This window comes from Phocoenobacter uteri, assembly GCF_900454895.1.
Lineage (GTDB): Bacteria > Pseudomonadota > Gammaproteobacteria > Enterobacterales > Pasteurellaceae > Phocoenobacter > Phocoenobacter uteri.
In genome coordinates this window covers 1,081,361-1,093,838 of record NZ_UGTA01000001.1, presented here as the reverse complement: position 1 = coordinate 1,093,838, position 12,478 = coordinate 1,081,361, and the positions used below count along the sequence as shown (strand labels likewise).

Below are 12,478 nucleotides of genomic sequence, written 5' to 3'. Positions count from 1 at the left end.
AATCATAAAGATTAGCCTTTGTTTTTGAGATAAACATTTCCTAGAAAAATTTAACCAATATCAACCCAACGTTTTTCTTGTGCTGAAAGTGCGATAGCATCTAAGATACGAGAGATTTTAAAGCCTTCTTCAAAATCAGGGTAGAGTTTTGCAGTTGGATTAGCAAGTCCGTTGACTAAATCTCTGATCTCAACAGTTTTTTGATCATTAAAACCAATACCGTGTCCAGCACTCACACAGAAATGTTTGTAGTCAGGGTGGAGTGGTCCAGTAAGGATTGTTTTGAAACCTTGACGAGCAGGATCATCGCTGTGAATGTAAAGTTTTAACTCTGCCATTCGCTCTTGGGTATAGCTGATCGTTCCTTTTGTGCCTGTAATGACGTAGCTTAATCCCATTTTACGCCCACAAGCAATGCGAGAGGTTTCAATCGTTCCCATACAACCATTTGCAAAACGAACCATTGCAGTGGCTTGGTCTTCGTTTTCAACATCACACATTTGTGAAAGATCATTTGGATTAGGACGTTGTTTGATAACCGTTTCCATATCGCCGATGACCGATTTAATATCTTGTCCGACTAAATATTGTGACATTTGGATAATATGAGCAGCAAGATCACCCAGTGTTCCTAAGCCCGCTTTTTCTTTTACACAGTGCCAGTCGAGTGGGGTATTTGGGTTTGCAAGATAGTCTTCATTGTGTGTGCCATAAAAATGCACGACTTCACCAATTTCACCTCTTTCAATGATTTCTTTTGCTAATTGTGTGGTTGGATTTTTAATGTAATTAAAGCCTACTAAGGTTTTAACGCCCGCTTTTTTTGCCGCTTCATACATTATTTTTGCATCTTCTGCATTTAAGGCGAGAGGTTTTTCGGAATAAACGTGTTTGCCGTTTGCGATCGCCGCTAATGCAATTTCTTTGTGCAAAAAGTTAGGGGTACAAATATCAACAACATCAACATTTGGATCGCTGACAACGTCTTGCCAATTGCCTGTTGAACGATTGAATCCAAATTCTTTGGCTTTTTGTGCGGCTAATTCTGGGGTGATTTCAGCTAAATATTCAAGTTGTAATTCAGCCTCTAAGGGAAAAACGGTTGAGGCTTGCGCATAGGCAATGGCGTGACAACGACCGATATAACCTGTTCCAATTAAACCGACGCGAACTTTTTTCATTTTATTTACCTCTTAATTTCGTGGAAATTTTTATGAAATGCAGTATTGAAGATAAGAAATATTAACGATAAATTTGCAAAATCCACACCATAATTGACCGCTTATGATGTGGATTTATCGTTCTATATAATAGAAATTATAGTTTTACTTCTTTACCAGTTTGAAGAGACTCAAGGGCTTTATCTGCCAGATGAAGTGCTTGCATTCCATCAAAACCGGTTGTGGCTGGTGTTGCTTTGCCATTTAAAATATCAACAAAGTGTTCCCACTCAGCTTTATATGCTGCGTCATAACGTTGTAAGAAGAAGAATTCAGGTTTTGCGTATTTGCAACCTTCATCAGTCCAAAGTTCAACGCTATCTTCATAGATATTTTTTGCCGTTAACACTCCTTTTTCACCGTGTAATTCAAGACGTTGGTCATAACCATAGCCACTACGACGAGTGTTAGAAATAGTTGCCATTGCACCTGATGGGAAACGCATTACCACGAATGCTGTATCAATATCCCCCGCTTCACCAATTTCAGGATTCACTAAGCAACTACCACTTGCGTAAACAGACACTGGATCTTCGCCCATAATGAAACGAGCCATATCAAAATCGTGAATTGCCATATCGCGGAATAATCCACCTGATACTTTTACATAAGCCGCTGGTGGTGGTGACGGGTCACGAGAGATGATAATGAGTGATTCAGGTTTACCGATTTGACCTTGTTGTAAACGCTCTTTCACTTGTCTAAATTGTGGGTCGTAACGGCGGTTAAAGCCGATGAATAGTGGCACGTTGCACTCTTCAACCACTTTTAAACACTCTTGAACACGAGCCATATCTAAATGGATAGGTTTTTCACAGAAAATGGTTTTTCCTGCTCTTGCAGATAATTCAATTAAATCAGCGTGGGTATCTGTTGCAGATGCGATAAGCACCGCGTGAACATTTGGATCCGCCATTACTTCTTCAATGGTTTGAATTTTACAACCGTATTTTTCTGCCATTTTTTTCGCATTTGGTTCATAAGGATCTGCGACAGAATAAAGGGTGGTTTCTGGGTGGTTTACGATATTCACAGCGTGTACAAGCCCAATACGACCAGCACCTAATAAAGCAACATTATACATAGTAACTCCTTGATATGATTAAAAATCTGTATGTTTAATTAAATTCCAGCAACGTCTTTGATATATTTACGACCTTTCACTGCGTATTCAAATGGATTTGCTAATGCAGGATCTTGTTCTGCTTCCACAACCATCCAGCCTTTATAATTGTGTTTATCTAAAATTTCAAAAATAGGTTTGAAATCAATTACGCCATCACCTGGAACGGTAAATGTACCTTTTTTAACTCCTTCTAAGAAACTAAGATCGTTTTCTTTTACTTCTGCAACCACTTCATCACGCACATCTTTTAAGTGAACGTGGCAAATGCGATCAACATATTTTTCAAGCATATCTAACATTGCTTTTTGTGAGCCTTCTGAGTAGTAAATATGTCCTGAGTCGAAGAGTAAATAAACGTCATCGTTAGTCATTTCCATATAGCGATCTACTTCTTCTGGGGTTTGTACACCTGTTCCCATATGATGGTGTAGGCTCACTTTCATTCCTTTTTCTGCGGCAAGTTTCGCTAACTCGTTATAACCTTCGGCAAGTAATTCCCATTCAGCATCAGTAAAAATGGTCTTTTCTTTAAAAATGGCTTTTTTCTGTCCTTGAATACTACGGCTTTGCTCTGAACAACCGATTACTTTTGCACCCATTGCGTGTAAGAAATCACGGTGTTTGATAAATTCTGCGATAGTTTCTTCTTTTTTACCGTCAACAAAGAATGTACTAAACCACGCATTACAAATTTGGATACCACGAACATCAAGTTTGTGTTTTAACACCTCAATATCACGTGGATATTTATTTCCCACTTCGCAACCAGTGAAACCTGCCAACGCCATTTCACTGACACATTGTTCAAAGGTATTTTCAGCCCCTAATTCAGGTAAATCATCGTTTGTCCAACCAATAGGTGCAATACCCAATTTGATATTTTCAGCTTTCATACAAGTTTCTCCTTGTGTATGGATAATAATTCTGAACCAGCCCTGAAAGAGCTGGCTTAATGTTAAAAATTAGTAACGACGAGCTTCATTTATGTGTTTTTGTGCATTTTGGTATGCGTGTTGAATGGTTTCCTTATTAGAAACTTCCGCAACACCAACGTGCCACCAACTGCCATAACCGTGAACCATTGTTTTTGGTAATACTTTTACATCAATCAAGGTTGATACGGTTTGTTTTTTCGCATCTTCTAATGCAAAGAGCAGTTCTTCTTCGGTGGTTACTTTGTAGGTTTTACAACCGTAAGAAGCTCCATTCATTGCAAAGTCAACTGGAACAAGTCCGCCATTTAATTGATTTGATGTTTCATTACGGAAACGGAATTCAGTGCAGAAGCTGTCCATTCCATTACCGATTTGTAAATTGTTGATACAGCCATTTGCCATATTGTCAAAGACGATCACATTGATTTTTTTGTTTTCTTGAATGGATGTGACTAACTCAGAATGCAACATCATATAAGAGCCATCGCCGAGTAGGGTATAGACCTCACGCTCAGGTTGAGCGATTTTCACACCAAATGATGCACTGACTTCATAACCCATACAAGAGTAGCCATATTCAAGATGATAAGTGCCTTCACCTTTGGATTGCCAAGTACGTTGTAAATCACCCGGTAAGCTTCCTGCTGCACCCACAATCACATCATCTTTACCTAAATGTTCATTGATAATGCCTAATACACGACTTTGTGTTAAACAAGATTTTGTGATTTTTTGGAATTCTTCAAATACCGCTTTTTTATCTAAACGATCATCAATTTCTGGCACAAAATCTTCGCCAGTGTAAGTAATACTGCGAACACGCTCTAACTCTTGTCTAAATTGTTGTTTAGCCTCTGCGATTTGATCGCCCCATTGAGCTGCGTAACCAATGTATTTTAATGACGTGGTTAATTTACTAAGGGTTGCTTTTGCGTCTGCGACAATTTGAACACCATCTAATTTATAAGCGTCAAAACGTGCTACGTTAATATTTAAGAATTGAACGTCTGGATTTTGGAATATCCATTTTGATGAAGTGGTAAAATCGGTATAACGAGTACCAATACCGATGATTAAATCCGCCTCTTTGGCGAGTAAGTTTGCGGATAAGCAACCTGTTTCGCCCACACCACCCACATTTAAAGGATAGTCAGACACAACGGCACTCTTTCCTGCTTGTGTTTCAGCAAATGGAATATTGAAACTTTTTGCAAATTGTTTCAATTCTTCTGCCGCTTGTGAATAACGCACGCCACCACCACAAATAATCAATGGTTTTTTCTTATTTTTAATCAATTTCACTGCCATTTTTATGGTTGAATCTGTTGGTGTGACACGTTCAATGTGATGAATACGTTTTTCTAAGAAATAATCAGGGAAATCATAGGCTTCTGCTTGCACATCTTGTGGTAATGCAAGTGTTACAGCACCAGTTTCTGCAGGATCAGTTAATACACGCATTGCATTGATACATGCACTCATCAACTGTTCAGGACGGTTAATTCTATCCCAATATTTACTTACCGCTTTAAAAGCGTCATTCGTGCTAATGCTTAAATCATAAGGTTGTTCGATTTGTTGTAAAACTGGATCGGGTTGGCGGGTTGCAAACACATCACCCGGAAGTAACAAAAGTGGAATGCGGTTTGCACTTGCTGTCGCCGCTGCGGTAATCATATTAGCAGCACCTGGTCCAACAGAAGAAGTACAAGCATAAATTTTCTTACGTGCGTGCTGTTTTGCAAAACCAATCGCAACGTGAGCCATACCTTGCTCGTTACGTCCTTGTCTAACAATTAAATTGCCACAGTCTTGTTCAAGTGCTTGTCCTAAACCCAATACATTACCGTGACCGAATATGCCAAAAACACCTTCAACAAATTTTGTTACTTGACCATCAACTTCTATATATTGATTATCTAAAAATTTAATGAGTGCTTGTGCAACTGTAAGTCTAGTCGTTTTCATCTATGTCACTCCTATGAGTTAAAGAATAAATAATTTTTTCAAAATTCTAGTAACTTATTCATTTCAACGCAACGTTATTTTAGAAATTTTATTTCATTTTGTGATCTTGTTCTCAAATATTCATTTAATAGCGTGACTTTTTTGAAATATATGTTTCAATTAGTGGAAATTTAGTTCATTTAGTTTTATTCTTATATCAGTTCTAAATATAAATAAGTGAGGATATGATGAAAAGTGTAGAAAAAAAACTAGACTTAATCTGTTTAGGTCGTGTAGCTGTCGATTTATATGGACAACAAATCGGTGCTCGTTTAGAGAATATGGGGACGTTTTCTAAATATCTAGGTGGTTCATCGGGCAATGTTGCCTATGGAACGGCTATTCAAGGTGTAAAATCGTCAATGTTAGCCCGTGTCGGCGATGAACATATGGGACGCTTTTTAAAAGAAGAATTAGAAAGTGTTGGCGTAGATACCAGTCATTTAATTACCGATAAGGATCGTTTAACTGCGTTGGTATTGCTCGGCATAAAAGATGAAGATACTTTCCCGTTAATTTTCTATCGTGATAACTGTGCGGATATGGCGATTACCAAAGATGATTTTTCTGAAGAATATATTGCTTCCGCAAAAGCTCTCGCTATTACAGGTACACACCTTTCACACCCAAATACCCGAGAAGCTGTTTTAACCGCCTTAGAATATGCGGGGCGTAATGGCGTGAAACGTTTATTAGATATTGATTATCGCCCAGTATTATGGGGCTTAACATCATTAGGTGATGGAGAAACTCGTTATATCGATTCAGAAGCGGTAACCAAATCCTTACAAGAAGTATTGCATCATTTTGATGTTTTAGTTGGAACAGAAGAAGAGTTCCATATCGCAGGTGGCTCAACAGACACCTTAACTGCATTGAAAAATGTACGTAAATTTAGCCAAGCAACGTTAGTGTGTAAACGTGGAGCATTAGGTTGCTCTGTGTTTGAAGGTGAAATTCCTGATGATCTTGACGGTGGCTTAAATGTGTATGGTGTAAGAGTAGCGGTATTAAATGTATTAGGGGCGGGTGATGCCTTTATGTCAGGTTTAATTCGTGGTTACATCAACAACGAAGGTTGGGAACAAAGCTGTCGTTATGCAAATGCATGTGGTGCGTTAGTTGTTTCTCGTCATGGCTGTGCCCCTGCAATGCCAACCAAAGAAGAGTTAGATGATTATCTTTCTCGTGCAGAATCTGTTCCACGTCCAGATCTAGATGAAAAATTAAATCACTTACACCGAGTGACTACTCGTAAAAAACAGTGGGACGATTTATGTATTTTTGCATTCGATCATCGTAAACAGTTGGTTGATATGGCGAATGAATGTGGTGTTGAGCTAACACGTATTCCAAAATTAAAAACCTTACTACTTAAAGCTGCGGAACAAACCGCACAACAAGAGGGTATAAGCAATGGTAATGCGGGAATTCTAGCGGATACCACATTTGGGCAAGCAGCATTAAATGAAATTACCGGTAAAAACTGGTGGATTGGTCGTCCGATTGAAGAGCCATCATCTCGTCCATTAAGTTTAGAGCACGGTGATCTTGGCACGCAATTAGCGAGCTGGCCATTAGAACAGGTGGTGAAATGTTTAGCTTTCTATCACCCTACCGATGATGAAGCAATGAAAACCGCACAAGATACTAAACTCAAAGAAGTGTATCAAGCCTGTTGTCGCACTGGTCACGAACTATTACTTGAAATTATCCTTCCAGCTGAAATGGAAAAACAAGAGCAATATTATGCACAAATGTTACAACATTTCTATGATATTGGTATTAAACCAGATTGGTGGAAATTACCAGGCGTGTCAGAGCAGGCTTGGAAAGAGATTAGTCAAGTGATTGAGCAAAATGACAGTTATTGTCGTGGTATCTTAATTTTAGGTTTAGATGCCCCAGAAGAAGAATTTAAAGCTGTCTTTGAAGCATCTAAAAATATCCCATTAGTGAAAGGTTTTGCGGTAGGAAGAACCATCTTCGGACAACCGTCAAAACAATGGTTAGCAAATGAAATCAACGACGATGAACTAGTGAAAGACGTTTCAGCACGTTATCAACGCTTGATTAAACTTTGGAAATCTCGTTAATTTGTAAATTTTAGAAAAATTATGACCGCTTAGTGTTTTGGGGATACCAATTTGCTAAGCGGTTATTTTTTGTATGATTATTTTCATTGTATCAAGTCATTCGTATCTTCCGAGTTTTGCGAATTATTACTCCCCGAGCCTGTCGAACGACCAAAGAAGCGGCGGATAAACACAATAAAAAAAGCACTTATGCTTCGACAGGCTCAGCAACCGCGCTTCGATAGTCTGATACGTTAATGGGATCAAAATTTTACAAATAATATTTTTATTAAATAGGCAAAAAAACAAGCGGTCTAATTTTATTCAAAATTTGCAAATTTCAGAAAAAATCAGACCGCTTGTAATATTGAAAAAGTTATTTCAATTTACTTAAATTTATTCGCATATTCTTCGCTATTTACCCATAAATGATCGGCTTCCCAAGTGAAACGCCATTTACGAACAGGGCCTGCCATCACATTTAAGTAATAGTTATTATAGCCTGCAACGGTTGCCATTGGGTGGTAGCCTTTTGGTACTTGCACCACATCGCCATCATAAACTGCCATACATTCATCAAGACTACGATCATCGGTATAAACACGTTGCATTGCAAAGCCTTGTGGCGGATCAAAACGGTGATAGTAAGTTTCTTCTAAATAAGTTTCTGTTTCACTATTTTTTTGATCGTGTTTATGGCTTGGGTATGAGCTGGTGTTACCTTCATCGGTAAATACTTCAACCACGAGTAAACTATCTGCTGGTTCTGTTTCAGGTAAAATATTATGAACAAGACGTTTGTTATAACCATAACCTCGATGTTCCACACCTACCTCTTCGGGTGTGATTAGGCGAACAGGTAAATTACCTTGACTTGGTGCTCGACAAACGGCGAGTTCAAGGTTTGTTTCTGCAAGAATATCAACGGTTTGATTGTGGGGTACATAAAGAGAATACGGTGGAATACGTTCAAAAGGTGTGGCTCTATTACCCATTTTTGCAAAGGTTTCATCGCCTACACTTAAAGTCGCTTTACCTGCCATCAGTACAAAACAAACTTCGGTATTTTCTGTATCAAAAGAGAGTGTTTGTTTTTCTTTTAGATGAAACATTTCAAAACCCACATATTCCCACCCCGCACTTTCAGGCGTGATTTTTTGGACTTGTCCATTGGCTTCTGGATGATTTTTTTTAGATTTAGAAAGTAAATAACTCATTTTTCGTTCCTCACTTTGTATGGTTTAGAGCAAAATAATACAACAAATAAAAATATGTGCTATGACTAGATGTAAAAAATCAGATCAAGATCACAAAATAGAATAAATGTTCTATTTTTTGTTAAAAATGAATTGAAATGTTTATTCTATTATTCTAATCTATCTCACGAACTATTTTGCAATAGATTTTTTTATATTTAAGGAGTAAACGATGGAAACTGTTCATAATTTTATTAACGGTAAACAAGTTGCAAGTAAAGGTACTAAGGCTTGGCCAATTTACAATCCTGCAACGGGTAAGCAAATTCGTCAAGTTATGATGAGTACCCCAGAAGAGGTCAATGAAGCGGTTGATGTTGCACAGGCAGCATTTAAAGAGTGGTCAAAAACTTCGCCATTGCGTCGTGCAAGAATAATGTTTAAATTTAAAACATTATTAGAAGAAAATTTTGATTCTTTGGCTCGTTTAATCACAGAAGAACACGGTAAAGTTTATTCGGATTCTATCGGTGAATTAACTCGTGGTTTAGAAGTGGTTGAGTTTGCTTGCGGTATTCCTCACTTACTTAAAGGTGAATTTTCAGAGCAGGCAGGACGAGGCATTGATATTCATTCAACAATGCAACCATTAGGGGTAACGGTTGGTATTACACCATTTAATTTCCCAGCAATGGTACCAATGTGGATGTTCCCAATTGCATTAGCTTGTGGTAATACTTTTATTTTAAAACCAGCAAAAACAGACCCTTCTTTATCTATTCGTTTAGCTGAATTATTAAAAGAAGCTGGCTTACCTGATGGCGTATTTAACGTGGTTCATGGTGATCGTCACGATAATGAAATTTTATTACGTGAAGAGCGTGTAAAAGCGGTGAGTTTTGTCGGTTCAACTACGGCGGCGGCTCACGTTCATAAAGTAGGTTCTGAATTTGGTAAACGTGTTCAAGCATTAGGGGCTGCAAAAAATCACGGTTTAGTTATGCCAGATGCAGATATTGAAGCAACAGCAAATGCGTTATTAGGTGCGGCTTATGGTGCAGCAGGGGAACGCTGTATGGCTCTTCCTATCGCAGTCACTATTGATGATGCGACAGCAGATAAATTAGTTGCGGCATTAAAACCAAAAGTAGAGGCACTTCGTCACGGTCCGGGTATTCCAAAAGAGGGTGAAAAAGAGATGGATTTTGGTCCGTTGATTACCAAACAGCATTTAGACAATGTAACAGGCTATGTTGATAAAGGTGTGGAAGAAGGTGCAACACTGGTGGTTGATGGTCGTGGTAAAAAACCACAAGGTGCAGAAGAGGGCTTCTTCATTGGTGGAACATTATTTGACCACGTAACCGAAGAGATGACAATCTATAAAGAAGAAATCTTTGGTCCTGTACTTGGTATCGTGCGTGCAAAAGGCTTTAAAGATGCAATGAGTTTAATCAATGATCATCCATTTGGTAACGGAACAGCGATTTTCACTTCTGACGGTGGAGCTGCACGTGAATTTGCTTACGATGTTCAAGCGGGAATGGTGGGAATCAATGTACCAATTCCTGTACCAATGGCATTCCACTGTTTTGGTGGTTGGAAACATTCTGCTTACGGAGCATTAAATGTATATGGCCCTGATGGTGTACGTTTCTATACTAAAATGAAAACAGTCACAAGCCGTTGGCCAAATCCAAAAGTAATTGAAGATGCCGCATTCTCTATGCCAACACTTTAATTAAATAAGGTATAACGATGTAGGGGTAATAGAGGGCGTCTTTATTACCCTTATTTTTCATATTGATTATTAGTTGAATAGTAGTAAACTAGTCACCCTTGTCAAATAGGGGATATATAATGCAGGAATCATCAGAATTTATAAACTTACAAAATGAAATTAGATTACGTTATGACACGCTCAGTAAACGCTTAAAACAAGTCGCTGAATATGTATTAGATAATCAAAATAGTGTTGTGTTTGAAACCGTTGCTGTTATTGCTGAAAAAGCGAATGTGCCACCCTCAACGCTTATTCGTTTCGCAAATACATTTGGATTTTCAGGTTTTAATGAAATGAAACAAGTATTCCGTGAAGGAATGGTGGGTTATACAGTTAATTATACAGAGCGATTAACCATTCATCGTCAACTTGAAAATGAAGAGATAAATAAAACAGAAACTGCCCTTGATATTTTAAATATTTATTCTAAAGCAAATACGCAGTCTCTTTATCAGTTGGCAAATCATATATCGTTAGAACAATTAGATAAAGCCGTCGATATTCTTGATAATGCAAATAATATTTTTATTGTTGGCTTAAAACGCTCATTTAGTGTGGCGTGTTATTTGAATTATGCTTTACATCATCTAAATTGCCGTACTTTTATGATTGACGGATTAGGCGGGATGTTTGATGAACAGTTTAACCAAATTCAAGCAGGGGATGTGGTTGTTGCAATAAGTTTTTCGCCTTATGCAGAAGAAGCAATTGAAATAATGAATGTGACAGCACAAAAAGGCATTAAGCAGATTGCGATTACGGACAGTCAAATTAGCCCAATCTTAGCATTTAGTGATGTTTCTTTCGTTGTAAAAGAAGCACAGGTTCACGGTTTTCGTTCTCAATGTGCGACAATGACACTTGTGCAAACCTTAGCCCTTTCTCTGGGGTTAAAACAATCTAAATAATATTTCATTTTCAGTATTAAATCACCTTAAAAATCCCATTTTAATGGGATTTTTTATTATCTTATTTTTTTATGCCTTTTCTTTTCCATTCTTCTTAATATTAAAAAAATTAACAATAAAATACGATCTAGTTCACAATTTTGAATATTTCATATTGATTATAAAGTAATTAAAAGTATTATTTGTATTGAAACATTTATTTTTTAATGTTTTCATTTGAAATATACATTTCTTGTTTTGGTTTGTATATTTTACTCGTTTTTCTAAGTAAGGAGAATAACCCTATGAAAAAAGCATTATTAGCAACATTATGTGGTGCATTATTAAGCTCTCAAGTCGCAATGGCAAAAGATCTTGTTATTGGTGCACCAATGGTTTCATTTTCAGATAAATGGCAGACTTATTTACAAGATGCTATTCGTGATTTTGATAAAAAACATGATGATGTTGAATTTAGATTATCAGATGCAAATGCGGATGCAGCACGTTTATTAAATGATGTTGAAACATTTATTGATCAAGGCGTAGATGCATTATTGGTTGTTCCTACCGATCCTGAAATTGTGAAATCAATTGGTCGCAAAGCGAAAAAAGCAGGTATTCCACTTATTGTTGTAAACCGTAAACCACTAGACGATGCAATGAAATATGTGACGAGTTATGTGGGTTCAGATGAAGTGGAAGGTGGACGTCTTCAAGGTCAATTTATTGCTGATTCTTTAAAAGGTAAAGATGCAAAAGGTATTATTTTGATGGGACCACTAGGGCTTGATGCTCAAATTAAGAGAACGCAAGGAAATAAAGAAATTTTTGAGAAAAATCCTAACATCAAAATTCTTGCTGAACAAGAAGGTAAATGGGATCGTGCTAAAGGGCTAGAAATTGCAGAAAATCTTTTAGCTGCTCATAAAGATATCAATGTGGTTGTAAGTAATAACGATGAAATGGCGATTGGCGCATTACTTGCAAGTCGTAAACTTAATATTAAAGATAAAGATATTCTCATTGTTGGTTTAGATGCAACGCCTGACGCATTAGAGTATTTAGGAGAAGGGCTTGATGCTACCGTATTCCAATCTGCACAAGGTCAAGGCTCAACAGGTGCTGAAATGGCTTATTTAGCAGCACAAGGTAAAGAAGTACCAAAACTTAAAATGGTGCCATTTGAACTTGTAACACCTGATAAAAAAGCAGAGTACCAAGCAAAATATAAAAAATAGCGTTTAAT

At 37.5% G+C, this 12,478-nt stretch carries 9 protein-coding genes; 4 read left to right on the top strand and 5 right to left on the bottom strand.

Going from position 1 to position 12,478, the window contains the following annotated elements; translation table 11 throughout:
- Positions 1–50: 50 nt before the first annotated feature.
- The 4 genes from DYE60_RS04885 to iolD form a co-directional block, all read right to left on the bottom strand.
- Complete coding sequence (locus tag DYE60_RS04885; RefSeq protein WP_115315515.1) at positions 51–1,181, bottom strand: Gfo/Idh/MocA family protein; 1,131 nt, start codon at positions 1,179–1,181, stop codon at positions 51–53.
- 136 nt (positions 1,182–1,317) lie between these two features.
- The gene (gene iolG, locus DYE60_RS04880; protein WP_115315514.1) at positions 1,318–2,304 is read right to left on the bottom strand and encodes an inositol 2-dehydrogenase; all 987 of its coding nucleotides are present in this window, start codon (positions 2,302–2,304) and stop codon (positions 1,318–1,320) included.
- Positions 2,305–2,342: 38 nt separating this feature from the next.
- Positions 2,343–3,239, bottom strand: coding sequence for a myo-inosose-2 dehydratase (gene iolE / locus DYE60_RS04875; RefSeq protein WP_115315513.1), 897 nt, complete (start codon positions 3,237–3,239; stop codon positions 2,343–2,345).
- Between the two features lie 69 nt (positions 3,240–3,308).
- Positions 3,309–5,249, bottom strand: coding sequence for a 3D-(3,5/4)-trihydroxycyclohexane-1,2-dione acylhydrolase (decyclizing) (iolD, locus tag DYE60_RS04870; RefSeq protein ID WP_115315512.1), 1,941 nt, complete (start codon positions 5,247–5,249; stop codon positions 3,309–3,311).
- Between the two features lie 227 nt (positions 5,250–5,476).
- Between iolD and DYE60_RS04865 the strand changes: the two genes are divergently transcribed.
- On the top strand, positions 5,477–7,384 hold the full coding sequence (locus DYE60_RS04865; RefSeq protein ID WP_115315511.1) for a bifunctional 5-dehydro-2-deoxygluconokinase/5-dehydro-2-deoxyphosphogluconate aldolase: 1,908 nt from the start codon (positions 5,477–5,479) through the stop codon (positions 7,382–7,384).
- Between the two features lie 365 nt (positions 7,385–7,749).
- Here DYE60_RS04865 and iolB read toward each other — a convergent pair whose 3' ends face one another.
- Entirely contained in the window at positions 7,750–8,580 is an 831-nt protein-coding gene (iolB, locus tag DYE60_RS04860; RefSeq protein ID WP_115315510.1) for a 5-deoxy-glucuronate isomerase, read from the bottom strand.
- A 211-nt stretch (positions 8,581–8,791) separates the two neighbouring features.
- On the opposite strand from iolB, the gene DYE60_RS04855 reads away from it, so the two are divergent.
- The 3 genes from DYE60_RS04855 to DYE60_RS04845 all read left to right on the top strand — a co-directional run bounded on the left by DYE60_RS04855 (position 8,792) and on the right by DYE60_RS04845 (position 12,470).
- The gene (locus tag DYE60_RS04855; RefSeq protein WP_115315509.1) at positions 8,792–10,300 is read left to right on the top strand and encodes a CoA-acylating methylmalonate-semialdehyde dehydrogenase; all 1,509 of its coding nucleotides are present in this window, start codon (positions 8,792–8,794) and stop codon (positions 10,298–10,300) included.
- A 119-nt stretch (positions 10,301–10,419) separates the two neighbouring features.
- Positions 10,420–11,250, top strand: a complete 831-nt coding sequence (locus tag DYE60_RS04850; protein ID WP_115315508.1) for a MurR/RpiR family transcriptional regulator — start codon at positions 10,420–10,422, stop codon at positions 11,248–11,250.
- 284 nt (positions 11,251–11,534) lie between these two features.
- The gene (locus DYE60_RS04845; RefSeq protein WP_115315507.1) at positions 11,535–12,470 is read left to right on the top strand and encodes a sugar ABC transporter substrate-binding protein; all 936 of its coding nucleotides are present in this window, start codon (positions 11,535–11,537) and stop codon (positions 12,468–12,470) included.
- Positions 12,471–12,478 lie beyond the last annotated feature (8 nt).

Bases quoted from the DNA above. Each gene is read 5' to 3' on its own strand.
- DYE60_RS04855 (WP_115315509.1), top strand. From the start codon at position 8,792: ATGGAAACTGTTCATAATTTTATTAACGGTAAACAAGTTGCAAGTAAA.
- iolB (WP_115315510.1), bottom strand. From the start codon at position 8,580: ATGAGTTATTTACTTTCTAAATCTAAAAAAAATCATCCAGAAGCCAAT.
- DYE60_RS04850 (WP_115315508.1), top strand. From the start codon at position 10,420: ATGCAGGAATCATCAGAATTTATAAACTTACAAAATGAAATTAGATTA.
- iolD (WP_115315512.1), bottom strand. From the start codon at position 5,249: ATGAAAACGACTAGACTTACAGTTGCACAAGCACTCATTAAATTTTTA.
- iolG (WP_115315514.1), bottom strand. From the start codon at position 2,304: ATGTATAATGTTGCTTTATTAGGTGCTGGTCGTATTGGGCTTGTACAC.
- iolE (WP_115315513.1), bottom strand. From the start codon at position 3,239: ATGAAAGCTGAAAATATCAAATTGGGTATTGCACCTATTGGTTGGACA.
- DYE60_RS04845 (WP_115315507.1), top strand. From the start codon at position 11,535: ATGAAAAAAGCATTATTAGCAACATTATGTGGTGCATTATTAAGCTCT.
- DYE60_RS04865 (WP_115315511.1), top strand. From the start codon at position 5,477: ATGAAAAGTGTAGAAAAAAAACTAGACTTAATCTGTTTAGGTCGTGTA.
- DYE60_RS04885 (WP_115315515.1), bottom strand. From the start codon at position 1,181: ATGAAAAAAGTTCGCGTCGGTTTAATTGGAACAGGTTATATCGGTCGT.